21 protein-coding genes are annotated in these 26,593 nt (G+C 41.6%); 18 read left to right on the top strand and 3 right to left on the bottom strand.

The features are described from left to right. Window positions 1-12 precede the first annotated feature (12 nt). Window positions 13-1,092, bottom strand: coding sequence for a YhcG family protein (locus tag Q5866_RS13165; protein ID WP_303180702.1), 1,080 nt, complete (start codon window positions 1,090-1,092; stop codon window positions 13-15). 144 nt (window positions 1,093-1,236) lie between these two features. Next, window positions 1,237-1,770 (bottom strand): RNA polymerase sigma-70 factor, encoded by a 534-nt coding sequence (locus Q5866_RS13160; RefSeq protein WP_303180700.1) that lies wholly within the window; start codon window positions 1,768-1,770, stop codon window positions 1,237-1,239. Window positions 1,771-1,990: 220 nt separating this feature from the next. Between Q5866_RS13160 and Q5866_RS13155 the strand changes: the two genes are divergently transcribed. The 12 genes from Q5866_RS13155 (at window position 1,991) to Q5866_RS13100 (ending at window position 15,934) form a co-directional block, all read left to right on the top strand. Then, a complete protein-coding gene (locus Q5866_RS13155) occupies window positions 1,991-3,220 on the top strand; it encodes a FecR family protein (RefSeq protein WP_303180698.1) in 1,230 nt (409 codons plus the stop codon). 91 nt (window positions 3,221-3,311) lie between these two features. Continuing rightward, the gene (locus Q5866_RS13150) at window positions 3,312-6,752 is read left to right on the top strand and encodes a TonB-dependent receptor (RefSeq protein WP_303180696.1); all 3,441 of its coding nucleotides are present in this window, start codon (window positions 3,312-3,314) and stop codon (window positions 6,750-6,752) included. Between the two features lie 17 nt (window positions 6,753-6,769). Beyond that, complete coding sequence (locus Q5866_RS13145; RefSeq protein WP_303180694.1) at window positions 6,770-8,701, top strand: RagB/SusD family nutrient uptake outer membrane protein; 1,932 nt, start codon at window positions 6,770-6,772, stop codon at window positions 8,699-8,701. A gap of 18 nt (window positions 8,702-8,719) precedes the next feature. Then, the gene (locus Q5866_RS13140) at window positions 8,720-10,003 is read left to right on the top strand and encodes a DUF4959 domain-containing protein (RefSeq protein WP_303180692.1); all 1,284 of its coding nucleotides are present in this window, start codon (window positions 8,720-8,722) and stop codon (window positions 10,001-10,003) included. Between the two features lie 3 nt (window positions 10,004-10,006). Continuing rightward, complete coding sequence (locus Q5866_RS13135) at window positions 10,007-11,506, top strand: DUF4998 domain-containing protein (protein WP_368502036.1); 1,500 nt, start codon at window positions 10,007-10,009, stop codon at window positions 11,504-11,506. A gap of 300 nt (window positions 11,507-11,806) precedes the next feature. After that, window positions 11,807-12,214 (top strand): LytTR family DNA-binding domain-containing protein, encoded by a 408-nt coding sequence (locus tag Q5866_RS13130; protein ID WP_303180690.1) that lies wholly within the window; start codon window positions 11,807-11,809, stop codon window positions 12,212-12,214. Window positions 12,215-12,902: 688 nt separating this feature from the next. Beyond that, entirely contained in the window at window positions 12,903-13,520 is a 618-nt protein-coding gene (locus tag Q5866_RS13125; protein WP_303180688.1) for a DUF6266 family protein, read from the top strand. Between the two features lie 76 nt (window positions 13,521-13,596). Beyond that, entirely contained in the window at window positions 13,597-13,896 is a 300-nt protein-coding gene (locus tag Q5866_RS13120; protein ID WP_303180686.1) for a hypothetical protein, read from the top strand. After that, window positions 13,884-14,255 (top strand): 3TM-type holin, encoded by a 372-nt coding sequence (locus Q5866_RS13115; protein WP_227217135.1) that lies wholly within the window; start codon window positions 13,884-13,886, stop codon window positions 14,253-14,255. The genes Q5866_RS13120 and Q5866_RS13115 overlap by 13 nt, the downstream gene beginning before the upstream one ends. Before the next feature lie 24 nt (window positions 14,256-14,279). After that, complete coding sequence (locus Q5866_RS13110) at window positions 14,280-14,879, top strand: N-acetylmuramoyl-L-alanine amidase (RefSeq protein WP_303180683.1); 600 nt, start codon at window positions 14,280-14,282, stop codon at window positions 14,877-14,879. Between the two features lie 77 nt (window positions 14,880-14,956). After that, the gene (locus tag Q5866_RS13105) at window positions 14,957-15,583 is read left to right on the top strand and encodes a DUF6266 family protein (RefSeq protein ID WP_303180681.1); all 627 of its coding nucleotides are present in this window, start codon (window positions 14,957-14,959) and stop codon (window positions 15,581-15,583) included. 186 nt (window positions 15,584-15,769) lie between these two features. Beyond that, a complete protein-coding gene (locus Q5866_RS13100; RefSeq protein WP_227217133.1) occupies window positions 15,770-15,934 on the top strand; it encodes a hypothetical protein in 165 nt (54 codons plus the stop codon). Between the two features lie 14 nt (window positions 15,935-15,948). Here Q5866_RS13100 and Q5866_RS13095 read toward each other — a convergent pair whose 3' ends face one another. Next, window positions 15,949-17,190 carry an ATP-binding protein gene (locus tag Q5866_RS13095; RefSeq protein ID WP_303180678.1) on the bottom strand — a complete coding sequence of 414 codons (1,242 nt, stop codon included), beginning with the start codon at window positions 17,188-17,190 and terminating at the stop codon, window positions 15,949-15,951. A 364-nt stretch (window positions 17,191-17,554) separates the two neighbouring features. Here Q5866_RS13095 and Q5866_RS13090 point away from each other — a divergent pair, with 364 nt between their 5' ends. The 6 genes from Q5866_RS13090 to Q5866_RS13065 all read left to right on the top strand — a co-directional run bounded on the left by Q5866_RS13090 (window position 17,555) and on the right by Q5866_RS13065 (window position 26,564). Next, window positions 17,555-19,273 (top strand): fimbrillin family protein, encoded by a 1,719-nt coding sequence (locus tag Q5866_RS13090; protein WP_303180676.1) that lies wholly within the window; start codon window positions 17,555-17,557, stop codon window positions 19,271-19,273. A 149-nt stretch (window positions 19,274-19,422) separates the two neighbouring features. Further along, a complete protein-coding gene (gene fbp / locus Q5866_RS13085) occupies window positions 19,423-20,442 on the top strand; it encodes a class 1 fructose-bisphosphatase (RefSeq protein WP_303180674.1) in 1,020 nt (339 codons plus the stop codon). Window positions 20,443-20,520: 78 nt separating this feature from the next. Further along, a complete protein-coding gene (locus Q5866_RS13080; protein WP_303180673.1) occupies window positions 20,521-22,578 on the top strand; it encodes an acetate--CoA ligase family protein in 2,058 nt (685 codons plus the stop codon). A gap of 114 nt (window positions 22,579-22,692) precedes the next feature. After that, window positions 22,693-23,379, top strand: coding sequence for a hypothetical protein (locus tag Q5866_RS13075; RefSeq protein ID WP_303180672.1), 687 nt, complete (start codon window positions 22,693-22,695; stop codon window positions 23,377-23,379). Window positions 23,380-23,453: 74 nt separating this feature from the next. Beyond that, window positions 23,454-24,089 carry a flavodoxin domain-containing protein gene (locus tag Q5866_RS13070; protein WP_099291694.1) on the top strand — a complete coding sequence of 212 codons (636 nt, stop codon included), beginning with the start codon at window positions 23,454-23,456 and terminating at the stop codon, window positions 24,087-24,089. Between the two features lie 210 nt (window positions 24,090-24,299). Next, on the top strand, window positions 24,300-26,564 hold the full coding sequence (locus Q5866_RS13065; protein WP_303180670.1) for a DPP IV N-terminal domain-containing protein: 2,265 nt from the start codon (window positions 24,300-24,302) through the stop codon (window positions 26,562-26,564). Window positions 26,565-26,593: the final 29 nt, after the last annotated feature.

Raw genomic sequence — 26,593 nt, 5'->3', positions numbered from 1 at the left:
TGCGGTAACCTTTTATATTTTTTCAATTCCCTTTTCTGTTTGCTGTTGCAATTGGAAAATTTCTTTTTGTCGTTCGATTTCGATTCTCAGTTCTTGTTCTGAAGGCAGATAAGTTAGATACTTGGCAGCAAATAGTTGTGTATTATCATGTAACACGGAATAGCGAGCAATATCTTGACTTGTTTCGGCACAAAGAATCAAACCTATTGTAGGATTATCTCCTTCTGTTCGTTTAAGTTCATCGTACATCCTCACATACATGTCCATTTGTCCCACGTCTTGATGCGATATTTGTGTGGTTTTTAAGTCTATTAATATAAAACATTTAAGTATATAATTATAGAAAACTAAGTCTATAAAATAATCTCCGGCATCAGTACTAATATGTTGTTGACGTGCAACAAAAGCATAACCCTTTCCCATTTCCATGAGGAATTTTTGCAGGTGAGAAAGGATACTGCTTTCGAGTTCTGTTTCGGTAAAATCAATATTTGACGATAGCCCTAAAAACTCGGTAACGATCGGATTTTTGATAAACTCTAGTTTATCTTGTTGGAAAAGCTCTGTTTTTTGTTTCATCTCATCAACAATTGGCTTCTGGTGCTGAGATTGTAATAGACGGTAATAATATTGTGAAGAAATGTTTCTGTCGAGAGTACGTACACTCCATGTTTCATGAATAGCTTCTCGCATATACCAATTTCTTGCATTGATATCTGTTACACTAACCAGTCGTCTACAGTGAGACCATGTCAATTTTCCACACACTGTGTGGAAAATTTCGGGAGAAAATTCTATATAAAACTGTCGACAGTAGTACAACAAACTTTTTGAAAATCCTTTGCCAAATTCATGAGTGAGTTCCTTGGATAACAACTTCAAAAGATAAACACCGTAATCGGCTCGTTCTTTGCCTTCTTGTTCCTGTTCTACAATACGTTTACCAATATTCCAGTAAGTTTCCAACATGGCGGAATTAATCGTTACGTAAGCCTTGTGTTTGCCTTGTTGTACTATCTGTTTTATATCTTCAACAAATTGTTCTTCTAAAGAATTTTCATAATGACTATGCTTGTTTGATACTTCGCTCATTGATTTGTTTTTTCCATGTGTTGTCGTTTTCTACCGCGAAGATAAGGAGAAAACCGGAAAGTAGGAAACTATGCAGTTGTAATAGAAAATAGTTTCCAGTGTCACTGAAAAGTAGTTTCCAACGCTACTGGAAACTATTTTACCCTAAAACTCTATCCAAATATCATTCTCTGAAAAATATTCCCTCAATTTATGAATTGCTCGGCTTTTCAATACTTTGACGGTATTCACGGCAATGCCCAATTCTTCTGCGATCTCTTTCGTGTTGTTCCCGGCGAGGGAAAGGTCCACGATTCGCTTGCATTGAGGAGGAAGGGCATTGATGGCTTCGAGTAACAGTAGATTCGTTTCTTGCTCGATAATCGTGTCCCACACGGAATCTTCTTGTTCATTAATAAACGTTACCTGCTCGTAACGGTTCTTTTCACGGGCGAGTCCCCGGAGATAATTCAGGGATTCGTTGCGCACCATGATAAACAGGTAATTTTCGATGGATTCCAGATTCTCGTGTTGTTTTTTGTTTTCCCAAAATTTGATGATCACCTCTTGAGCTATATCCTGTGCGGCATCCGAATCTCCGGTTATTTTGAATGCAATGGCGCATAAAGATGCGAAGTACTCTCGGATAAAATCTCCCAGATCAAAATGATTGCCCGTGACCTTTTTATTACTTCGCATATAGAAATCTTTTACTAATCCAATGAAGCACCACTACAATATTGGATGAATAAATGTGCAACAAATATACACATTTTTATATGATTCCTGCAATACGTGGTTTTGTCTTTCTTGAAAAATCAAGGAGTACGATTGTGATTGTAAAATATTTTCAAAAAAATTATCCTCTCGTGTAATACCAAACGATAATCAGTGGTGTCTTTAGATAAAATGTAAAAGAATGAAAGAATTTCAGAGTCATCAAATCGCACGGATCATCTTACGCGTAAGATACGGCATCGCAACCGAAGAGGAGAAGCGGGTGTTTGAGGTCTGGATTAAAGGGGGCGAAGGGCGGCAGGCACTTTGTGATAAGATTGTTGCCGACGAGAGTTTGAAGGAACATTTGAATTTGAAATCGGGATACGATCTACAAACGGACTACGGGAAATTGCAGTCCGATATTTTGCGCTCTTTGACGAGGCGGAACAGGCAAAAGCGGGTAAAACGTTATCTCTTGTGGTGCGGTAGTGCCGCGGCAGTCTTCATACTGGGGAGTATGCTCCTTTTCGAGTACGTGCTAGATACCCCGAAAAAGGTACAACTCAAGAAAGTGGAAATTGCCAAGGTGTTGCCTTCCGCGGCGACAGTACAGGATAAGGTAATTCTGGTTTTGGCGGACGGGGAAAAAGTGGGGATGACCAAGATACAACAGGATTCCACACGGGTGGGGACAGCGTTGGTCATGGGACAGGAGGACAAGTTGGTTTACGATTCCGACCGGATGCAAGCAGACTCGGTGATGCCGGATAAGTTGGAGATGAATAAGGTTATCACGACAACCGGGGGCTTCTACTCTTTGGTGTTAAGCGACGGAACCCGGGTTTGGCTCAATTCCGAGAGTGAATTGGAATTTCCCGTTCTTTTCGGCAAGGGCGAAAGGGTGGTACGCTTGGAAGGCGAAGCGTTCTTCGAGGTAACCCCGGATGCCGCACGGCCTTTTATCGTGCGAACCAACGATATTTGCACGAGAGTGTTGGGAACCTCTTTTAATATCAAGGCCTATAAAAACGAGGCTGATGTGATTACCACGCTTTTCACCGGAAAGGTAGACGTGGCGTCATTGGCGGATACCACTGGCAAGGTGGTACTTTCACCCGGTAAGCAGGCAGGTTGGAATCCACAAACCGGGAAATTAAGCGTGTCCGAGGCGAATCTGGATAACGTCATCGCTTGGAAAGAGGGTATGTTCATGTTTAACAAGGAAAATATAGAGGTTGTGACCCGGCAGATAGAGCGTTGGTATGGCGTGAAATTTATTTATGAAACCGGGGCAAAGAAGGATTACACGTTCAACGGTTACTTCAGCAAGGACGAAACGCTGAAGTCTATCTTGGAGGCGTTCACCTTCACGGGGGGACCTGAATTTAAAATCGAGGGAAATGTCGTGTACGTAAGAAATAAATCATAATAAAAAGCAAAATGGAGCAACTTTGCGGGCGCTCCACTTTGACGACCTTGTTCAGCGACAAGGCTAATGTTAAATTTAATATCACAAATCTATGAAAAAAAGGACGAAACCAAAAGTCTTTTCAGGACTTTTATGCACGTACAGAAGAGCGTTTAGTGTTTTTTCACTTTTCGTGGTACTGTTGCTGGGGTCTGCCTCGCTTTTAGCGCAGCAGGCAAATCAGAAAACCATTTCATTTGACTTCAAGGATTTCAGCGTGTTGCGGGCACTGCATGAAATCAACCAACTCGGGGGAAACGTGGTCACCTTCCGGGAAGAGGTCGTGATGAAAGAGGCGAAAAAGATTACTTTGAAACGGGAAAAGATCACTGTGTTCGAGGCGGTAAAGGCTTGCTTGGAGGGAACTGGATTAACCTGTTCACAACAAGCAAATGGTAAAATTCTTGTTGGGCCGAAACAAGAAAGTACTTTAATTCAGGTCAGCGGTCGTATTGTGGATGAAAAGGGAAATCCTATTGCTGGGGCGACAATCATGGTCGTGGGAACAACGCAAGGAGTTGCTTCTGACGCTGAAGGACGCTATACTATTGCCGCTAAGCCGGATGATGTGTTGCGGGTTTCTTTTATTGGTTTTGAAACAAAGATTGTTGATATTAAAGGGAAAGAGAAGTTGAATATTCGTTTGGAATCCACAGAGGAAAATTTGGAAGAGGTAACTGTCGTGGCTTTTGGAGAACAGAAAAAAGAAAGCGTGGTGTCGGCGATTACTACTGTGCGTCCGATGGATTTGAAATCGTCGAATAGTGATTTGACGGCTAGTTTTGCAGGTAAGATTGCGGGTATTGTTGGTTGGCAAACAGGGGGGCTTCCCGGAGCATTAACGGAAGAAGAGATGAACACAAAGTTTTATATTCGCGGAATTACTTCTTTCCAGACGGATGCTAATATTGACCCGTTGATATTAATCGATGGCGTAGAGTCTTCTAAATTGGATCTTTCTCGTATTGCACCAGAAGATATTGAAAGTTTTAGTGTGATGAAAGATGCTTCTGCTACTGCTATGTATGGAGCTCGTGGTGCGAATGGGGTAATTTTGGTAACAACAAAGAAGGGAGAAGCTGGTAGTGTTTATGCTTCTGTTCGTTACGAGGCAGTAGCGTCTATGCCAACGAAAGAGATTGATGTGGTAGATCCGATTACTTATATGAAAATGTATAACAAAGCGTTAGTCGGACGGGATCCGGAGGCAACGCCTAAATATAGTGTGGAAAGAATAAATCGTACCGGTTCCCCCGATTATCCTTCTTGGGTATACCCCGCGAATAATTGGTACGATGTATTGTTTAAAGATTATTCCGTGAACCATCGGTTTGGTTTGAATATTCGAGGTGGTTCTGATATTATCCAGTATTACGTGTCGTTAAATTACAACCGGGATAAGGGTATGTTAAAGACCGATCGTTTGAATGATTTTGACTGTAATATCACGAATTCAACCACTTCTTTTCGGGCTAATTTGAATATTAATTTGAATGCGGGAATCAAACTTGTGGTGAACTCTTCGGCTTCATTGGATAAATATCATGGTCCTTACGAGAGTGCCCAAGAAGCATATGCGTTGGCTTTTGCGGCTTCACCCGTAGATTTTGCACCCATGTACCCAGGGGATGATAATAGTAATTGGCCTCACCTTCGTTTTGGTAGTTCACTGAGTTTACAAAAAAATCCTTATTCGTTGATTCACAGTGGTTATTTGGAAAGAACGAGGTATTCCGTGACAAATAAAGCTGAATATATACATAATTTGTCTAGATTACTGAAAGGTTTGGAGGTACGGGCAAGTATATCGTTGACTCAAACCGGTTATTATTCAACGCCAAATACAACTTCACCTTATTTGTATGCATTGGAAAACTATGATTTTGAAACGGGTAAGCATAAATTGGCTCTTTTAAACTCAATGATTTCCGATAGAACATTGAAACTTGGGCAGACTTCCAGTACGGCAAGCACCCAAACGACGTATGAATTACGCGGTTTGCATACAGCAGCGTGGGGAGATCATCAAACTAGTTTAACTGTGGTTTTGAATGCTTTGGAGTCAACTGCTTCGCCGGCTTCTTCTATTTTGAACGGGATGGAACATCGTAATTTAGGACTTTCCGTGAGAGGAAGTTACGGGTATAAAGACCGTTATTTTGTTGAAGCTAGTTTCGGGTATAATGGATCCGAGCGGTTCGCTAAACAGAATAAGATGGGATTTTTCCCTGCTGCTGGAGGTGCATGGATTGTTTCTAAAGAGCCTTTTATGAGCGCAACTTCAAATTGGTTGTCTTTTATGAAATTTAGAATCTCATACGGGCAGGTTGGTAATGATGGAATTATAAAAGAGCCGCGTTTCGTTTATTTACCTTTATTGGATCGTCAAGTGACAGCATGGAATCCTATGCCGGGAGGAACTGAAATGAAAAGATACCGAATATATTCTTACGCGAACGAGGATATAAAATGGGAGATAGCGGAACAAGTGAATCTTGGATTGGAGATGAAATTGTTTGATGGTTTGTTGGATTTCACGTTGGATGCTTATCAAGAGATTCGCCATAATATTATCGGTAGCAGGACAACGATTCCATCGTCCATGGGATTTGAGATAGCCCCGTTGGCTAACATTGGAAAAGCCAAATCTCAAGGAATAGATTTTTCCGGTAAAGTGCAGCATGCTTTTTCAAATGATTTCTGGATGATCTTGAATGGTACATTGACTTATAATAAAGCAACTTACCTAAAGATTGAGGAAGCGACAAATAAACTGGTATGGCAATTGAAGAAAGGGCATGAACTTTCTCAACAAGTAGGATATATTGCGGAAGGACTATTTCATGATCAAGCTGAAATAGATAACGCTCCGGTTCAAGGAGGAGATGTTATGCCAGGGGATATTCGTTACCGGGATTTGAATAATGATGGAGTGATTGATGTTAATGATGCCACTCATATCGGATTTCCCGAAACTCCGCGTTTGACGTATGGTTTTAGCGGATTCGTGAATTATAAAAACTGGGAATTTAGCTTTTCTTTTCAAGGTTCTGGACGTCGTTCATTCTTTATGAATCCTGCATTAATTTCTCCGTTTGTTGGTGATAATGCCATGTTAACGGCTATTTATAAAGATCATTGGTCGGAAGATAATATGTCGAGAAAACCTTTTTGGCCTCGGTTATCGACTCGGAATCTTGTGACACACAATCCCCAAGAAGATTGGTATAACGAGAATAATAACGAGATTCGTAAAAGTACATATTTTATGCGTGAATGTAGTTTTTTGAGGTGTACGGCTTTGGAACTAGCGTATAATTTACCCGATTTGTTGAAGAATAAATTGAAAATGCAAAACGTGAAGTTTTTTGTTCGAGCAAACAATCCGTTTTTGATTACTAATTTTAAAGTATGGGATGTGGAACTTGGTGAAAGTGGATTTAATTATCCTATTCAAAAAACTTATACTGTTGGCTTAAACTTTAGTTTCTAATTTCAATAACGTTAATTATGAGATATGTTATATATTTAATATTGCCATGTATCTTTCTTTTAGAGGGATGTAAAGATTATTTGGATTTGGTGCCGGAGAAAGATATTGAAACGGTAGAGACCGTATTTGAAAAAAGAGAGAATGCGGATGAATGGTTAAAGACGTGTTATTCTTTTTTAGCGGAGGAACTCGCTTCCTGTAGTGGTAATCCGGCAATATTTGGTTCTGATGAGGTGGTTAGTGGGGAATACGTGAGGGGGTGGCAAACCACTATTGTGGGGTTTAAAATTGCAGATGGATTGCAAATGTCCCAAGAGCCTTATGCGAATGTTTGGACAAAAAATAAATTTTACGCAGCCCTCCGTTATTGTAATATTTTTATCGAGAAAATCGATGGAGTATACAATATGGAAGAATTGGAAAAGAGACAATGGAAAGCAGAAGTAAAAGCCTTGAAAGCTTTATTATATTTTGAGTTAGTTCGTCGCTATGGTCCAATCGTGTTAGTTCCCGAGAATATTGATGTGAAATCATCCATTGATGTAATGCAACAACCTCGTAGTCATGTAGACACTTGCTTTAAAGCGATTGTCAATTTGTTGGATGAGGCATGTAAAGATTTACAACCCTTCGGAAGTAAAGCTCCATCTCGTTATGCTTATTTCAACTTAGAAGCGGCAAAAGCTTTGAAAGCAAAGGCATTGTTGTATGCGGCTTCTCCGCTTTTTAACGGTAATGAATTTTACGTGAATTTCAAGGATAAAAATGGGAATTCGCTTTTTAGTGAACGGTATGATGCCGAGAAGTGGAAGTTTGCGGCTTTAGCGGCCGAGGAGGCTATAGAGATTTGTGAAGCCAACGGTCGAAAATTATACGATGAAGCTTTGTCCGAGAAAACAAAGTTGTTGAACGATATGCAAAATATAGAACATTCTGTATTGGCTCCCAGTTTAATTAATAACGAGGCATTATTATTGATACGGCCGAGAAATTACGGCTATGATGAAATTCATCCTTTTATATTGCCGCGATTTCCGAGTAACGATTGGTCAAATTATAATGCTGCGGCAATGGGTATTGTCGGTCCTAGTATGAAGATGGTGGAGATGTATTATACAGATCATGGTTTACCAATCGATCAAGATAGAACGTGGAATTATGCCGGTCGTTATCAGATGGGAAAAGAGACGGATACAAAATATAATGATGTTGTACCTTTAAATTCTGCCGTGTTGAATTTGCATTTACACCGGGAACCTCGTTTTTATGCTTGTGTCGCGGCTGATCGTTGTTATTGGAAAAGAGGAAGTAATATTTTGGTGAATGCATATAAGGGTGAACAATTAGGAGTGAAAGAGGATATCATCTCTAGTTCTTATCCTCAGAATTTGTGTGGCTACTGGATCAAAAAGTTTTTGGATTCTTCTATTGGAACTGTAAATTATCCCAATGAAATATCAGGTAAAGATATTCCTTATCCGTTTTTGAGAGTGGCTGAACTTTATTTGATGAAAGCAGAGGCTTGGAATGAATATGAAGGTCCTAAAGTTAATAAGGACCACGTGTATGCTCCTCTGAATGTCGTGAGAGCAAGAGCGGGAATTCTAGATGTGGAAACGGCTTGGAGGTCTTATGCCAAGAATCCGGAGAAAGTAGACACCAGGGAAGGTATGCGGGAAATTATTCGTCAGGAAATCAATATCGAGTTTGCATTTGAAGGACATAGATTTTGGAATATTCGTCGTTGGAAAACAGCTCACGAGGAAATGAATGAAAAACTTTACGGGTGGAATGTTTTGGGAGAAACAGCCCAAAAGTTTTATAATAACTTTAACGGTCCTGTTGTTGTTTGGAACAAATTGAAATTCGTGTCGCCTCGGGATTACTTCTTCCCGTTAAGAAGCGAGGAAGTTGTCGTGTCGAATTATGTACAAAATCTAGGATGGTAACTATAAAATAGCGTGGATATGAGAAGAATATATTGTTTTTTTATTCTATTACTTGGAATTGTCGGGTGTTCGAATGACGATAAGGTAGATTTTGATATCTCGATATCGGAAAAAGATATCTCGTTTAAACCGATAGCTGGCGGGGCGGTGATGTATTATAAATTGCCTAATGATAGTGATATTTACACTATTAGAGTAAGCTATAAAGACAATTTTGGTAACGAGATTGTACGGGAAGGATCTTATTTATGTGATTCTCTCGTATTGGATGGTTTCACGGAAGCTTGTAGTAACGTTCCTGCTTCGGTGTCACTTTTGAATTTGGAAGAGAGAAAGTCTACTCCATTGAATATCTTTTTTGATACAAAGGATGCCGTTCCTGTTGCGTTCTTTAAAGGTGCCGATGTTTCTCCTTGTTGGGATGGTTTTCAGCTAACCTACGGTCCGCAAGAGAAGGGGACGGGGTACGCCCATGTGTTTTACGTGGGAATGAATCCGCATACTCAAAAACAAGATACGTTGTTAGTGAAGACATTTCCTATACTACAAAGAGGTGATACACTTACGTTTACCTTGCAACAACAGCAGGATATGAATACTGTCGTGGTGAGGACCGAAGATTTCAGGGGATACAAGGTGAAACAACAAGTATGGGAAAATGTTGAGGCCTATAAGATGGAACAAATGGCTTCATCGGATTTTGAATTTCTAGATCCGCTTAAACTGAATATGGAAGACGAAACGCATGCGGTTGGAGTAAAATATTTATTCGATGGGGATAAAAAGGGAGAACGACGTTTGGGGATTTCTGGTGATAAGTATTATACTTTTTTGTCAAAACCGGATGCCGTGGGTAAATATTGGATTATTGATTTGAAAGAGGGCAAAATTCCGGCATCAGTTCGACTGTACGGGATGTTATTTGTTAATAGTTGGACTTGGATATGGAATTATCAATACGTGAATAAACTTCCGAACGAAGTTACTGTTTACGGTTCAAACGATAAAGATGATGCCACCTCGTGGAAAAAAATAGGCTACTTTTATCAATCTCCCGAGGCGAGAGGTGAAAATGATAAATGGGCTTATAGATGTAATTTATATCCTCAGATAACCGAAGTTCAGGATTTAAACGAGAAACAACCGGCTTACTTGAATGTGGAGATCGGTGTTAGTAGTGATCGTTACCGTTATTTGAAATTAGAAGTGAATAGTGTGTTTAAGAATACTGTTTATGGTGACCTGAACCTTAATAATTATGTGTCATTTCACGAATTAGAAGTTTTTGTAAAAAAGGAATAGTGTATGAGGAAGTTATATTTACTTGGATTGATTTTTATCTCCTTCATGATGACCATGTGTCAAAGTTTGGAGGATACGTATAGTGATTATGCCGGCGACCATGTGATTCGTTACGTGGGAAAATGTTCTGATCTATCGGTGGTGTCTGGTTGGAAACGTCTGTATGTGGAGTGGACAAATGGAGTGGATCCTGTTGTAGAGAATATTAAATTGACTTGGATGACAGCTGGTGAAATTTCTGATACCTTATTGGCTCCTGATGTGACATCTTGTAATTTATTGAATTTACAGGATGGTTCTTATGAAATAACAGTATGTGGTGTAGATAAAGAAGGAAACATGTCTTTGCCTATTACGGCTTACGGTCGCCCGTATACTCCAAGTCATGAAGCTGTTCGGGTATTTACACAAGGAATTACAAAATGTATACCGGTTAAGAATAATTTGATGTTATTTTTTGATACTTGGCAAGATAATATTTCTAAATTGGAAATACATTACACGAATATTGCGGGAGAGAAAAAAATATTCCCGATCACTCGTGAGGTTTGTTTGGAAAATTACACGCTTTTGAAAGATGTAAATTTAGAAAAGGGTGTGTCAGTGGAAAGAGAGGGAAGAATCGGGGAATGTCCAGACTTAATTGTTTTTGAATCTTTGGATCTTTTGGATCGAAAACCAGCATTCACGACGGATTTCACGACATTAGCTCAGCAAAAATATGGAGTAGAAGAAATAACGGATGCTTTCATCAATGATTTGGAAGAATTGGAGATTGATTATTCTATAACTTCATTAGAGGATATCTTGTATTTCCCGAATTTGAAAAAATTAGTATTAGGGAAAAATCGTTATTTATACGAGCCGTATTTGAATACGAATAAATCGGCAAGTACAATTGAGGAAAATCGAAAGAGTTTGTTCGTGCTTGATATCGCTCATGAATTATTGGGAGTAGTGGTGGAGCGTTATAATCAACATTATTTCCCGAATATGAGTTTTTCTTATATGCTCGAAAAGGGAAATCCGGTATTGCCGGAATTAAAATATTTGGATGCAACCGATTGGGAAATCACGAATTCGATTGAAGATAGTAAAGATTATGATTCACATCTTGAGTATTTGTTGGATAATAATCCGAATACTTGTTGGGAAACACAATTGCAATCTGCAAGCATTCGTCTTTATGATTTAGTAATAGATATGAAATCACAACAAGCTGTGTCGGGGTTGAAAATAGTTCAAAAGAATTTTGAGCCATCTTCGGTACAATCAGGTCCTTATTTATTACCTACGAGTGTTCGGGTTCTTGTTTCAAAAGATAAGATAACATGGGATATGCCGATGTATGTTGATTATAATACGTTGGGTAATACAAATGGGGAAATCACTTTGTTGCAGTTTCCTGTTTCTAAAAACATACGTTATATTAAATTACAAATAAGTGATCGAGTTTTTGGGAATAATTTTGGCGTGACATTAGCTGATGTTGCTGTGTTTTGATATCCTTATACGTTCGTCGTTTGACGAGAATAATTGAGTAAAAGAGTATTCAATGAGATTATTTTTGAGGGGGGATAGTGGAATTATTTGAAAAGAGTAAAGAAAAATAATTTGTTAAAGTGTGTGTAAAGAGGGAGTAAGGGATATGTACTTAACTCCCTCTTGTTTTAAATTTTGTATTAACGAGGGAAGGCATTTCTATTTAAGTAATAAATATTGATTTGACAATTATTCTTTGTATGTGAGATAATCGGTCATGCCCGTCGGTGATTTTTTCATGAGGCATAAATTTAATTGTCAATGAAAACAGATTTATCGGGTGTAAGTGCACCTTTGAGGGTGTCACCGCTGGTGGCAGATGGCTTGCTTATTCGTCAGGACGAGTATTACAAGAAGTATTTTTATGCCGAAATCGTTTGGATAGAGGCATCGGGTAATTATTGTTATTTTCATTTTAAAGATAACTCCCGGATTACCGTGGCGTGCCGTTTGGGTAGCGTGGAGTGGCAGCTACTGGACGCCTATCTTGTTCGTGTACACCGTGGTTTTATCCTGAACCTGCGTTATGTCGACACATGGGCGGGCAACTCCTTGCGAGCCGGGGAGAAATGGTTCCCGCTGGGGGACTATTACCGGAAAAACGTGTTGGCTTGTTTTAATATACTGGATACTTCCCGGGAAAACCCGAAAAGGGGGAACGGGGAGTAATCGTGTAATTTAATATTCACCGGTCTCGTGGATAAATTTATCGACGGGCTCCGGTGAATGTTTTATAATATCACATCATAATAATGCATCGTTATGATGATTCTGAAATTTTGGTTGTGTGTTGCGACTATTTTGTCTATACAAAAATGCTTTTTTCCTTTAAACTGACCAAAAATGCAATAATAATTGAATGTTTTTCAAGTTGATATAGAGAATGTCTTCAATAATAAGAATTATTCGTCAGTGTATTGATGAATAATTGTCGATTTTGTTTCAGTATAATGAAAGATTTTTCCCGAGAGAGAGCCGTGAGCGGTTAAAACTGTTTTTACGGGGAAAATGAATCTCGTGTTTTAGGCGTCTGTGTCAGGTTACAGGGTGTTTATACAGTTATTTGGCTGTCTGTGTCATTTCGTTGGTGGGGGGACGTGGGGGAAATATCTTTGTATCGTTGATTTAAAAATAAAAGATGATGAGAATTTTAAAGAACGCGGTACAAGAGGTCGGAGATACCTGAGGAATTCTTCGGGAAGACGGGGAGTAATCCCGGGGAAGACAGGGAACAAAGTCCTTTTAAACTCCTTTCAAAGTCCTTTTAAAGACCTTCGGGAAGGTTTTTGAAAGGAGAGTGATAGGAAAGAGAAACGAACGAGAGTGTTTATTAGTTATTGTTTTCAATTTAATCAGTATGGCTAAAACAGATAAGTTGATATCGGGAAAAGTCGGGAACACGGTTTTTTATCGGGTAGGAGCGGATACCCGGGTGCGGAGTACCCCGGCGGAATACTCGGACGCGAAGACGCCGGAACAGATGGATTGCCGTTCTCAGTTTATGGTGGCGATTCATTTCTATCGGCACATGGTGGTGACACCCTTGCGGGAAGTGTGGCGTGTGGCGACAGGGGGAATGTCCGCGAGCGGTTACAATTTTTTCATGAGGCTGAACATGAAGGTTTTTAAACCGGACGGGAAGATTGCCGATTTTTCACGTTTGCAGTTGGCGGTGGGGATGTTGCAGAAGGTGAATAATCTTCGGGGTGAGGTGGATGACCGGGACGTCGTAACCTTGACGTGGGAGGAAAATGCCGGGTTGGCTCCGGCAAGGATGGGTGATGAGTTAATGGTGGTCGTGTTATACGGTGATCGCTCGTTTACTCCCGTGTTTGAAGAAGTGCGTGCGACGAGGGGTGAGAGAAAGGCGATGATCCAATTGAACCGGAAGCGAGGCATGGCGGCACATTTGTATTGCTTTTTCCGGGCGAAAGAGGGAAAGGCGTATTCGTCGAGTCAATACCTAAGAATTTAGTGATTTACGATTTTAGATTTATGATTTTGCGATCAAGTGATCTCATTTTCAATTTTCAACTTTCAATTAAATAGATATGGCAAAAAAAGGATTTGATGAAAAGAAAAAGATGGAAGATGTTTATTTGGAGATTCTCCAACGTTTGGAAGAGTATCACCGGGATGTACGAATAGCGATCGAGACGGTGACACGGGTGCCACACCGCTTGATGAATACGGAAGAGGTATGCAAGGCGATGGATATTTCTCCTAAAACATTGCGTCGATATGCCCGATGGTTCGGTTTTTCGGTATGTAAGGTAGGAAATCGGAATCTTTATTTCGTGGCAGAGATTAAGAATGCCGTACTTAAAGGGTTGGGCTTTTGGAAGGAGTAAAGGGTGTGGTCAAGGCGGTTGGCGAGGTGGTCGATCGCCTGACTCTCCCGGCGAGGGAGAAACGGCAATTGGAATTGGATTTGCTACAGGTACTTGCGGAATGGGAGCGGACTCGGGTGGAGGCGCAATCGGCGGTATTGGTGGAGGAAGCGAAGGGAAGTTGGTTGCAGCGATCGTGGCGACCGTTGGTGATGTTGGTATTTGCGGTGATCGTGTTGGTCGGAACGTTCACGAACCTGCCGATTCTTGACGATACTTCCCGCTTTTGGGACTTGCTGGAAATCGGTTTGGGCGGTTACGTGGTGGGACGAGGCGGAGAAAAAATTCTGCAAGTCTTCACGCGAAAACGACGTTTTTAATTTTAGATTTATGATTTACGATTTATGAGTTCATTTTCAATTTTCAATTCTCAATTTTCAATTGTCAACCATCGGTTGATGGGCGATCGGGTACGTCATTTGGTTTGCGCGAAGAATACCCGGAAGCTGGTGGGACCGGACATGATTGTCTTGCACTATACCGCCGCGTGGGGAGCCGAGGCTGCCGCGATTTACCTGACAAGACCTGACGTGGGGGCTTCCGCTCATCTGGTAATCGGGCGGGACGGGGAAATCATTCAACTTGTGCCGTTTGACACGGAAGCGTGGCACGCCGGGCGTAGCTGGTACGCGGGGCGGTCGGGATTGAATCGTTATTCCATAGGGATCGAACTGGATAACCTGGGGAAGCTTCGTTTGTCGGGGGGAATGTTCGTTGCCGAGTGCGGGCGGATTGTCCCGGCGGAAGACGTCTTCGCGTACGAATCGGAAGGGAAGTTGACTTACTGGCATCGCTACACGAGGATGCAGGTGCAAACTTTGGCGAAAATTTGTAGCGTGCTGGAGGAGTACTACCCGATCAAAGATGTCGTGGGCCATTCCGCGGTCACGAACCGGAAAATCGATCCGGGGCCGGCGTTGGAGGAAGCGGTTAAAAATTTATGATTTACGATTTATGATTTCATGATTTTTGATTCATGGATTTAAGTGTTTACATTTTCAATTTTCAACTTTCAATTATTATGGCAGAATTTAATTCTTATTTGTTAGGTAAAGCGAGAAAATCAGTAGGTAACATCACGTTGTGTTACACGAGGAGTAAGAACATCGCGAAAGCGAAAGTATTCACGAGGAAGGATAACCCGACACCGGAGATACTGGCACAGCGGGCGAGGATGAAAGTGTTGGTACAGTTGTCCCGGAGTCTTTTACCGGTGATACGAAAAGGCTTCGTGGGGATCGGGAAGGGGTCGACCTCGAATGCTTTCGTGGCGGCGAACATGAAGGCGGTGACGGTGAACGAGAAGAACGAGGCAACCGTTAATTTTGAACAATTGTTGGTGGCTGCCGGGATTATCAATCCGCCGAAGGTGACTGTGACGTACAGCGAGGAAAACCAAAAATTCCTTTTCGAGCAAGAGGGGCAGGAAGAAGAGGACGGGTTCGCGTTGACTGACGACCAAGTGTACGGCGTGTTGTACGAAACGGAACGGGAACGGGCAAGGCTGGTAGTGTTGAGAGCCCGGGGTGAAAGTGGCAGTACCAGTTACGCGCTCCCGGACGAGTGGGATAACACGAAAGTGAAGGTGTATTGCTTCGCCACGTTGAAGAACGGAAAAAGATCGTCGGACAGCTTATTGATTCAGTGATTTCTGATTTATGATTGAGTGATTCCAGCCGCACGGGCTTCGCTCTTGATTTATGATTGGGTAGAGTTTTTCGGCGAATCATAAGTTTTGTTTGACTATCTTTTTTGAAGGGAACCGACTGCACGAGTTCTATTTTGTTGTGGTCGGTTCTATCTCGCTCATTTTCAATTTTCAACTTTCAATTGTATGAATTATTTTGTGATAGGTATGTTTTCGACTTTGAGTTTTAACTCGGTATTGTCGCAGATGGTGGATCATTTGTTTGCCGGGGTTGTTAGTATAGCAGGTGGTATCGTGAGTTCGATCGCCGTGGCTTGGGTGAAACGACGATGGGAGCGACGAAAACAATGAGGGGGGGAACCCTCTCATCGTTTATTTGTGTGTAATATTGAAGGAGATAATTCGGATGACAGAAAGTCTCTAATATAAATATGCTGGATGCCCTCGTAAGAGTTTTCAAAAGAGATTTCCCCAGACACGACAATTTTGGGATAGTTGTCTTTGATTCGGAGTAAATTACCAAATTCTCTTTTAATTGTTTCTTCTTTGGATAGTTCCACGGCAACTTGTACGTATATGGTTTCTCCTTTGCGTTGACACACGAAGTCGATTTCTTCTGACCCGAGAGTCCCGATTTTTACATCATATCCATTATATACCAAATGGTTGTAAACTAAATTCTCCAACCGGATACCCCGGTCTTGTCTTTTGTATCCTGCGATGACATTGCGAATCCCTAGATCTTCAAAATAATATTTTTCCCCTCGTTCAAAAAGACGTTTCCCTATAATATCAAATCTCCCAACTTTTTGAACAATAAAGGCATCTGATAGCGCCGTTGCATATTCTCCCACTACGTAAGGCGATATGTCTATTCGTTGACTTTTTAAAAAGTCACTGATGCTTTTAGAAGAAAATAAATTCCCGATATTATTAGCGAGAAATAAGATTAATTGTTCCAAGAAGGAGGTATTTCGGATATTTTTCCTTTGTATGACATCTTTTAACATAATTGTGGAGTAAATACTTTTAATATATTCTGTGATAACATCTTCTTCCATTGGTAAATGGAAGAGATAGGGTAATCCCCCGTAATGAATGTATTTTTCGAGCGAAATGTCATTGTTTTCTAATTTATGGAAGTCTAAGAATTCTAAGTAAGATAAACTATGGATTGTGAATTCTATATATCGTCCCCCTAATTCATTCGCCAAATCGCTTGAAAATATTTCTGAATTGCTACCAGTTATATAAATATCGTTGTTTTCTTCTAATGCCAAAGAACGGATAGCTAGCCTAAAATCTTGTATTTCTTGAATTTCATCAATGAAAATATAATTCATCCTGTCCGGATTAACTTTGGACTTCACGTAATTGTTTAATTCCATGAATGTTTTTATACTGATGAAATCAACATTTTCCTTATTGATGTAAATAATATTTGCATCAGTTTCTTCTTCTAAAATGAGGTTCATCAATTGATATAGGATGTAACTTTTACCGACACGGCGATGTCCTGTCATTACTTTTACTAAGGATTTCCTCATAAATGGTTTGATCCTAGTGATGTATGAATCCCGTTCTTTAATGATCTTAGGTGTATTCATTTTGTCTAAATATGATTGTAATTCTACGCAAATATACGATTTATTCTAAATACGATTGTAATATTTGGAGGCATATTTTTAGTTAATGAAATTTTTGAATGAAAATTTTTTGGTTAGTTGATTTTTTGGTTTTTATTATATATTTTTATGGAGCATAAAATAACGTTTTTTGTTCCTACGGGATAGAACATTAGGAAAATATATTAATGGTGGGGTGTAATTGATTTATTGTCAGGTGTAATTACGAGAATGGCGTGTAAAGATAACCATTTAATATTTTCGAGTCTTTGAAAGATTGAAGAATCTAGTTTAATGATATGTGCGGAGGAGAAATTATAATCTAAACATTTAAAAATTACAGACTATGAAATTATTTGGTTTTCTCTTATTGGCAAGTGTCTTGTTGAGTTGCGTTCGAAATGTTTCGGAAGAAAGTGTTGATGGACAGGAAATACGTTTTCGTTCTAATATTCAAGACTTGAAACCCGGTAGTTTATCCCGGGTGGATGGATTTCGTAAAGGGGATGAGGTGATTCTTTATATCGTGGAGCGGGAGAGTGCGGATGTTGTTGCTGTTCCTGCAAGTGAAGATCTTTGTAAAATGAACTATGGGCAGGAGGGCGATTTGACTTTTGCGGATGGTAGTGAGCATTATTATCCCGATGGGCGGATAGACGTGTACGGGTATTATTGGGAAAAGGAACATTCGGAACCACAAGAATTGGCCCGAATGAATGTTAGCGTGGAAACAGATCAATCTAACGGTTTGGATAAATCGGATTTTTTGTATGTGAAGGCGGCGGAGGGATATGCAAAAGATGCTGAGCCGATAAAATTGGAGTTTGAACATCTGTTTTCCAAGATCGTGTTGAATGTTGAAACGGAAACTCCGACCACTATTAATTTAGAACAGTTGGTGAATGTGAAATTGCATAGTGTTGTCACGACGGGTGTACTTGACTTGGGAACGGGAGTGTTGACAAATGGCGAGGTTAGTGATGAAGTCGTAATGCCGAAATCTAGCAATTCTTCTGTTATTATTTTGCCACAAGAGATAGAGAACAATAAGAAGTTGTTCTCGTTTCAAATTGCGGGGATTGAGGAGCCGTTTGAAGTAGAAGTTCCTGCCAATAATTTTGAGCAAGGGAAAGAATACACGTATAACGTGAAAGTGAATAAATACCCGGGTATGGGACCTGTTGAAATGCAGTTTTCGGTGTCAGTAAAAGATTGGTACTCGGAAGAGCCTTATGAGATTGTAATCGAAAAAGGAGAGGAAGTTGAAGTTTTGTTGACGGAGGTTGCTGCGGGAGTGGATATTAGTAAAGCAGATCTTTATCTGGCCTCGGGAGAAGTGAAACGGGAATTGAAAGCGATTGCGGTGGTGGATAATAAGATGAAGTTTGTTTTCCCTCGATTGGTGGAAGGAGGAAGTTTACGATTGGAGAAAGCCGTTTTTTACGTGGCGAATGGAGAGGCTTTCGAGTATTATTTTGAGGATAAAGAGTTAAAAGGTAACAATAATGATGAAGTCGCTTTGCCCGCCCCGAAGGTAGGGGATGCTTGGGCAGGAGGAACGATATTTGTAGTTGGAGAGGTTACTGGATACAATGAAACAGATAATGAATTTGAAACGAATATGGAGGGAATTAAGGCTTACAGGGGAAGGATAGTGGCGAACGAGTCGTTGGGAAAGTTGGAATGGTGTGACTTTAAGTCTAAAGGCTATACAAAATCAATAGGTGCGACAGATAAGAATAATGGGGCAATTAATACTGATGTCGTGAGAACCTTTATAGAAAACCAAGGTGAAGATATAACTAAATATCCTGCTTTTAATGCGTGTTTAAATAGAGGTGAAGGGTGGTATTTTCCCGCAATGAATGAAATAAAATATATAGTGTCGCAGTTAATTATATTGAATCCCAATATAGTAAAACAAGGTGGAGATTTGATAGATGATACTACTGTGTATGGAAGTTCTACAGAACAAGGAGAGGGGACTGTATCGGATTATTGGCGTACGGATAGGTTTGATGCTAAAGATAATGCTGCAATAGTTCGAGCCGTCCGAGCCTATTGATAAAACTTTTTGAACTATATGCCGTAATTCTGAAAGAGACCCGTTTGTTCGGTAAAGGATGGATGGGTATCTTTCGGAATTTAAGTTCGCAAACCTTTTAAATTACAGTTTATAAGTCTATATTTGCAAAAAAATTAAAACACAGAACCATGATAATGCATAAAGTTACAACTTTAAATCAATTTATTATTGAGCGGCAGGCAGAGATTTCGGGTGCTACCGGGGAGTTCTCGAGACTTTTACATCATATCGGTATAGCTGCTAAAAAAGTTCATCGTGAGGTGAATAAAGCTGGTTTGGTAGATATATTAGGTAAGGTGGGTTCCATCAATGTCCAGGGTGAGGACCAGCAAAAGTTGGATGTCTATGCCGACAATACTTTTATGGATGAATTAAGGGCAAGTGGTGAGTGTTGCGGGGTTGCAACAGAAGAAAATCAAGATATTGTGGTTTTCGAGGAAGGCTTATGTAGAGATGCCAAGTATGTTATATGTATGGACCCGTTGGACGGCTCGTCGAATATTGACGTGAATGTGTCCGTGGGGACTATTTTTTCAATTTATAAACGTGTTTCTTCACTCGGGGAACCCCTGACAATGGAGGATTTCTTTCAACCCGGGACGCAGCAAGTGGCTGCCGGGTACGTGATTTACGGGTCGTCGACTATGTTGGTGTACACTTCCGGTAACGGGGTGAACGGTTTCACGCTGGATACGTCTATCGGGGAGTTCTGTTTGTCACACCCGAATATGCAGACGCCGGAAAACGGGAAAATCTATTCAATCAACGAGGGGAATTACGTGAATTTTCCCGTGGGAGTGAAGAAATTTATTAAATATTGCCAAGAGAAAGATGATGCAACCAAGCGTCCGTATACTTCTCGTTATATCGGTTCTTTGGTGGCCGATTTCCACCGGAACATGTTGAAAGGGGGAGTATTCCTTTACCCGCAAACCAGCTCGCACCCGACAGGTAAGTTGAGATTGTTGTACGAGTGCAACCCGATGGCATTTATTGCCGAGCAGTCGGGAGGTATGGCGACGGACGGGGAAAGGCGAATCCTTGAGATCGTGCCGGAGGCGCTGCACCAGCGGGTGCCTCTCTATACAGGCTCGAAGAAGATGGTACAGAAGGTTCAAGAGTTTCTGACTTTCTTCAACAATATCTAAGAAACAGAAAGTTCAAATGGATGATGGCACTAGCAATCATCCATTTGAAATTAAAAGAGAAATAAAAATTTATGCTATATGATAACGAAACAGTTAATTGAACCGAAGAGTATCGTGGTCGTGGGCGGCTCGGATGATATACATAAACCGGGCGGAACCGTGTTGAGAAATTTGCAAGACGGTAATTTCAAAGGAGAACTTTACGTGGTAAATCCTAAAATGGATGAAGTGCAAGGTGTGAAGTCTTATCGTGACGTGAAGGATCTTCCGCAAGTGGATTGCGCTATTTTAGCGATTGCCGCTAAATTCTGTCCCGCCGCAGTAGAGGTACTTGCCAAACAAAAAAATACAAAGGCATTTATTATTTTGTCTGCCGGGTTCCACGAGGAGAATGAGGAGGGTGCCAAGTTAGAGCGGCAGATCGTGGATACGATTGATTCCGTGGGTGGAGCATTGATAGGTCCCAATTGTATTGGGGTTTTGACTAACCATTATAGCGGGGTATTTACCAGTCCGATTCCGGAGTTGAACCCGCAAGGGGTGGATTTGATTTCCGGTTCCGGGGCAACGGCCTTGTTTATCATGGATTCGGGAATGCAGAAAGGTATTAAATTCAATAGCATGTATTCTGTCGGAAACTCTGCCCAGATGGGTGTTGAGGAGATTCTGGAATACATGGATGAATCGTTTGATCCGGAAACGAGTTCCCGCGTGAAGTTGTTGTACGTGGAGAGTATCGAGAAGCCGGAGAAGTTGTTGAAGCATGCTTCTTCATTGATTCGTAAAGGTTGCCGTATCGCGGCGGTTAAGTCCGGTGGTTCGGCTGCCGGAAGTCGTGCCGCTTCTTCACACACGGGGGCGTTGGCAAGCTCGGATGTTGCTGTTGAAGCTTTGTTCCGTAAAGCTGGAATCGTGCGTTGTAACGGACGTGACGAGTTGATGACGGTTGCCGGAATCTTTATGCATCCCGAGGTGAAAGGAAAGAATATAGCCGTGGTGACTCACGCGGGAGGTCCTGCCGTGATGTTGACCGATGCGCTCTCCAACGGCGGAATGGATGTGCCGCATATCGAGGGAGAAAAGGCAAAGGAGTTGTTGTCTAAATTATTCGGTGGTTCATCTGTCGGGAATCCGATAGACTTCCTTGCCACGGGTACGGCAGAGCAATTAGGCTTTATTCTGGATGCTTGTGACAAGGATTTTGATAATATCGACGGGATGGCTGTTATTTTCGGGAGCCCGGGATTGTTCCCTGTTTTCGACGTGTACAACGTGCTTGATGAAAAGATGAAGACAAGCAAAAAGCCGATTTTCCCCATCTTCCCGTCATCCAAGATCGTGAAGGCCGAGATCGACGAGTTCGTTTCTAAAGGACGGGTGTATTTCCCTGATGAAGTGTTGTTCGGAAATGCCCTTTGCAAGATATACAAGACTCCCGTGCCTCAACCGGAGCATTTCGATATGCCGGATATGGACGTGAAGAAAATCCGGGAAGTGGTGGATAACGCGCAGAATGGTTATTTGTCACCGGAAGAGATTCACGCTTTGTTGGATGCGGCAGGAGTTGCCAGAGCGAAAGAAGGCGTGTCCGATAACGAGGAGGAAATCGTGAAGATGGCGAAAGAGATCGGGTTCCCGTTGGTAATGAAAGTGGTCGGACCTATTCATAAATCGGATGTCGGCGGAGTCGTGATGAACGTGAACGACGAGGAAACTGTGCGTCGGGAGTTCAAACGGATGATGCAGATCAAAGATACTTACGCTATTATGTTGGCTCAACAGTTGAGCGGTACGCAAGTGTTTATCGGGGCGAAACGCGATGATAAGTTCGGACACATGGTGCTTTGCGGACTTGGCGGAATTTTTATCGAGGTGCTGAAAGACGTGAAAGCAGGGTTGGCTCCGATGTCCAAGTCAGAGGCTCACGGGTTGATTAAAGAACTGAAATCCTACAAGATTATCCAAGGAGTGCGCGGTCAAGAGCCCGTGAACGAAGACAAGTTCGCCGAGGCTGTGATGCGTATTTCCGCGTTGGTAAAAGTAGCCCCGGAAATCTTTGAGATGGACTTGAACCCGCTTCTGGGTAACAAAGACAACGTGGTTGCCGTGGATGCCCGTATTCGGATTGAAAAATAAAGAAATGAGGGTGTGTGTTAATACACCCTCTAGTCCATAAGGTCTATAAAGTCTATAAGGTCGTAAGGTCAGGCGTTATGGACTTTATGGATCTTACGGCTAAATTAATATATAATGAAGAAGAAGGATTTTATTGTTCTGGGGTGTGTGATTTTGTTTCTGCTCCCTTTTTTCGTGTCGGAAACGGTTTATTCCTTTTACAAGACGTTTAATGTCGAGCACGGTATGATTATGAGTTTCCTGAAATTTGGTATTCTGTCGACTTTCGGGGAGTGTATCGGGTTGCGTATCAGCGCGGGCGTTTATAATCGCAAGGGATTCGGGGTGTTGCCGAGAGCTATCGTGTGGGGAATCCTCGGGATGGGAATCAGTATGGCGATGACGATATTCGCGAACGGTGTTCCTGCGTTCTTGAAAACGATGGGGATGGAGAACGCGACGACCGTGATGGGAGAGGCTTTGTCCGGGCAGAAAGTGTTCGTTGCATTCTGTATTTCCGTGGCGATGAATACAATATTTGCTCCCGTGTTTATGACATTGCACAAGATTACCGATACGCATATATTGAGTCATGGCGGTACGTTGGCAGGTCTTTTTACCCCGATACAGATGGGTGAGATTATGGCAAACCTGAATTGGCGGGTACAATGGAATTTCGTGTTCAAGAAGACGATACCTTTTTTCTGGTATCCGGCTCACACGATTACTTTCTTGCTGCCGGGAGATACGCGGGTATTGTTTGCCGCTTTATTGGGTGTCGCTCTCGGAATATTGCTGGCGATCGCCACGCACAAGAAATAAGACGAATATAACTTTTAGACATTTTTGCCGTATAGTTTATAGTTGATACAATAATCACTATAAACTATATTTTTATGGATAAGGTTACAAGGAAAGGTAAAAAGGAGGTCGAAAGACAAGAAGAACCGTTGCGCTTGACTGCTGATCTTGAAGGAAATTATCTTTTGGATGAACGGACAAGTGAAATGAAGTGGTTAGGGATATTTTATTCCCCGGCGGGTGGAAATGTTCATCGGGTGGCTAAAATGCTGAAGAATAAAATCGGTGCCGGTAAAGTGGATATGTTTTGCGTGAATGATGTCCCCGCGGGGAAGTTGTTGGATTACAAGAATATGATTCTGGTTTGTTCTTCTCTTGGCAGAAGTACGTGGGAACGGGAGCAGAGAGATCAATGGGCGAAGTTTTTCCCGCAGATGCGTAAGATTTCGTTAAAAGATCGTTTTGTCGCTCTCGTCGGGCTGGGCGATCATATCACGTATCCCAAGAATTTCGTGGACGGGATGGGATACATGGCAGAGTTGGTAACCGGACTCGGTGCGACTTTAGTGGGTAAAACCACCACGGACGGGTACGTGTACGAGGATTCAACTGCCGTGGTTGATGATCTGTTTGTCGGACTGCCTTTGGATGAGGATTTCGAGCCGGAGAAGACGGATGCCCGGATAAACAAATGGTTGGATATGGTGATGCCGGAGTTTGAGGGGGTATAGGTTTTAAGCTGGAAGTTAAAAACTAAAAAGCTAAAAACTAGAAGTGCGGAAAATACGTCAACTTTTAGTTTTTAGCTTTTAATTTTTAGTTTTCTTTGAACGGTGGGTATTGTTTTCATTAAAAATGTTTACTTTTGAGGCAAATGACTTCATGGTTTATTGGTCTTTACCGTGATGATCGTTATTTGTAAAACGCAAAATATTATTGACATGACGAGATGTATTGTATGGATACTGCTCCTCTTGATTGGGAGTAGTGTGTTTGCCCAAAAGGCTGATTTTAAAGCTTGTTCGAGGTATTCGGAAAAAAATCTAAAAAGTCGTATTCACAGTTCATCGGTTTATCCTTCATGGATAGGGAGGACGGATTTCTTTTGGTATTATTACACAACGGACGAGGGGATAAAGTATTATCTGGTGGATGCCGGGAAAGGGAAAAAGCAGGAATTATTTTCAATAAAGGAGTTTGCCGCTAAATTGGCTGAGTTGACAGGAAAGACGGAAGATGTGAAGAATCTTCGGTTGGCGGGTTTTCAATTTGAGGGAGATAATCCCTATCGTTTTACTTTTTCAAAATACGGGAAGAGTTTCGAGTATAACGTGAAGACCGGAGAGCTGAAGGAATTCCGGAAGGAAGAAGTCAAGAGAGAGTTCGAGAGGAAGATTTATTGGCAAAACTGGTCGCCTGACGGGAAATATATGGTATACGCTTACAAGCATAACGTGTATTTGCAGGAGAAAGACGACACGACGGCTTTTCAATTGACGACGGACGGGGAGCGTTCTTATTCTTACTCTTATCAGCGGGATAAGGATTCGGATAAGAAGGAGAGTGCTGCCATCACGTGGTCGGGAAATTCCAAGGTGTTTTATTGTTTGCGGCAGGATCGCAGAAAAGTTGAGGAGGGATGGTTGATAGATCATCTGGCACAGCCTCGTCCGACATTGAAATCTTATAAATTCCCGATGCCGGGGGAGAAACATGTGTTCACGTATGATTTGCATTTGTTTTACCCGGAGAAGAAATTGCATGTCAAGGTGGATATCGGGAAATATCCGGATCAAGAGGTGAAGATGATACTTTTCGATTTTAAAAAATACCCGGATTATCTTTATTTCACGCGCAAAAGCAGGACGTGTAATCAAATGGATCTTTGCCGGGTGGATGTGAATACAGGAGAGGTGTTCGAGGTGATACATGAAGTGTGTGATCCTCATTTCACGGAACAATTGTTCGAGTGTCGTATTTTGAATGGTGGGGAAGATATTGTATGGTGGTCGGAGCGTTCGGGTTGGGGACAATATTATCTGTATAACAAGGACGGAAAGTTGAAGAATCGGGTTACTTCCGGTGATTTCGTGGCAGCCCGAATTTATGAGATGGATACGACAGGACGGAGTTTTGTTTTTGAAGGCTATGGGCGGGAGGAAAGTATTAATCCTGAGTACAGGCTTTTTTACCGGGTGAATTTTGATGGTTCCGGGTTCACGTTGTTAACCCCGGGTGACGGTTATCATTCAATAGATTTGTCTAAGAACGGCAAGTATCTGGTGGATAATTATTCAAGAGTGGATATGGCTCCGGTTGCAGAATTGAGGGATGCGCGAGGGCGTAAAATCATGGCGCTGGAGAAGACGGATTTGCGATTGTTATATGAAACCGGATGGAAAGAGCCCAAGAGGATAAAAGTGAAGGCTGCCGACGGGATCACGGATCTGTATGGGGTGATGTACCAACCGTTTAAGATGGACTCGACTCGTGGTTATCCTGTCATCGTGAATGTTTATCCCGGGCCACAGGAGAATCTGGTTCCGCAGGCTTTTAGTATTGATGATAACGGCAACGAGACATTGGCTCAGTTGGGGTTTATCGTGGTAAATGTCGGTTTCCGTGGCGGATGTCTCACGAGAGGGCGTAATTTCCATTGTTTCGGTTACGGGAATTTGAGGGATTACGCATTGGCGGATTGTAAGTTTGTTGTCGAGCAGTTGGCTGATAGATATTCTTATATAGATATCGATAAGGTTGGTATTTACGGTCATTCCGGGGGTGGATTTATGGCGGCAGCTTCTATTTTGACTTATCCCGATTTTTATAAAGTTGCCGTGGCTGCTTCGGGGAATCATGATAACAATATATACACGAAATGGTGGGGAGAGACTTATCATGGCGTGAAGATGAACGATAAGAACGTGTTTGAATCCAAGATTCCCACTAATATTGAATTGGCGAAGAATCTGAAAGGGAAGCTGTTGCTGATAACGGGGGACATGGATATAAATGTACACATGGCTCACACGATCCGGTTGGCAGATGCTTTGATAAAAGCGAACAAACGTTTTGATTTGATGATACTTCCGGGGGCGGATCACGGGTTGGCGGGCGATTACTACCTTAATTTGATAAAGTATTATTTCGTGGAGAATCTAATGGGACAGAAAATGGATAATATCAATATGGGGGACGTGGATTGACTATGAATAAACGATCCTTTTTTGAGTTT

The organism is uncultured Butyricimonas sp. (assembly GCF_959596855.1).
Classification (GTDB): Bacteria; Bacteroidota; Bacteroidia; order Bacteroidales; family Marinifilaceae; genus Butyricimonas; species Butyricimonas muris.
Note: the sequence above shows the minus strand (reverse complement) of the source record. Positions and strands in the feature narration are given on the sequence as shown.

Excerpts from the sequence above, each read along its gene's own strand:
- Q5866_RS13165 (WP_303180702.1), bottom strand. The coding sequence starts at position 1,092 with ATGAGCGAAGTATCAAACAAGCATAGTCATTATGAAAATTCTTTAGAA.
- Q5866_RS13160 (WP_303180700.1), bottom strand. The coding sequence starts at position 1,770 with ATGCGAAGTAATAAAAAGGTCACGGGCAATCATTTTGATCTGGGAGAT.
- Q5866_RS13155 (WP_303180698.1), top strand. The coding sequence starts at position 1,991 with ATGAAAGAATTTCAGAGTCATCAAATCGCACGGATCATCTTACGCGTA.
- Q5866_RS13150 (WP_303180696.1), top strand. The coding sequence starts at position 3,312 with ATGAAAAAAAGGACGAAACCAAAAGTCTTTTCAGGACTTTTATGCACG.
- Q5866_RS13145 (WP_303180694.1), top strand. The coding sequence starts at position 6,770 with ATGAGATATGTTATATATTTAATATTGCCATGTATCTTTCTTTTAGAG.
- Q5866_RS13140 (WP_303180692.1), top strand. The coding sequence starts at position 8,720 with ATGAGAAGAATATATTGTTTTTTTATTCTATTACTTGGAATTGTCGGG.
- Q5866_RS13135 (WP_368502036.1), top strand. The coding sequence starts at position 10,007 with ATGAGGAAGTTATATTTACTTGGATTGATTTTTATCTCCTTCATGATG.
- Q5866_RS13130 (WP_303180690.1), top strand. The coding sequence starts at position 11,807 with ATGAAAACAGATTTATCGGGTGTAAGTGCACCTTTGAGGGTGTCACCG.
- Q5866_RS13125 (WP_303180688.1), top strand. The coding sequence starts at position 12,903 with ATGGCTAAAACAGATAAGTTGATATCGGGAAAAGTCGGGAACACGGTT.
- Q5866_RS13120 (WP_303180686.1), top strand. The coding sequence starts at position 13,597 with ATGGCAAAAAAAGGATTTGATGAAAAGAAAAAGATGGAAGATGTTTAT.
- Q5866_RS13110 (WP_303180683.1), top strand. The coding sequence starts at position 14,280 with ATGAGTTCATTTTCAATTTTCAATTCTCAATTTTCAATTGTCAACCAT.
- Q5866_RS13105 (WP_303180681.1), top strand. The coding sequence starts at position 14,957 with ATGGCAGAATTTAATTCTTATTTGTTAGGTAAAGCGAGAAAATCAGTA.
- Q5866_RS13100 (WP_227217133.1), top strand. The coding sequence starts at position 15,770 with ATGAATTATTTTGTGATAGGTATGTTTTCGACTTTGAGTTTTAACTCG.
- Q5866_RS13095 (WP_303180678.1), bottom strand. The coding sequence starts at position 17,190 with ATGAATACACCTAAGATCATTAAAGAACGGGATTCATACATCACTAGG.
- Q5866_RS13090 (WP_303180676.1), top strand. The coding sequence starts at position 17,555 with ATGAAATTATTTGGTTTTCTCTTATTGGCAAGTGTCTTGTTGAGTTGC.
- fbp (WP_303180674.1), top strand. The coding sequence starts at position 19,423 with ATGATAATGCATAAAGTTACAACTTTAAATCAATTTATTATTGAGCGG.
- Q5866_RS13080 (WP_303180673.1), top strand. The coding sequence starts at position 20,521 with ATGATAACGAAACAGTTAATTGAACCGAAGAGTATCGTGGTCGTGGGC.
- Q5866_RS13075 (WP_303180672.1), top strand. The coding sequence starts at position 22,693 with ATGAAGAAGAAGGATTTTATTGTTCTGGGGTGTGTGATTTTGTTTCTG.
- Q5866_RS13070 (WP_099291694.1), top strand. The coding sequence starts at position 23,454 with ATGGATAAGGTTACAAGGAAAGGTAAAAAGGAGGTCGAAAGACAAGAA.
- Q5866_RS13065 (WP_303180670.1), top strand. The coding sequence starts at position 24,300 with ATGACGAGATGTATTGTATGGATACTGCTCCTCTTGATTGGGAGTAGT.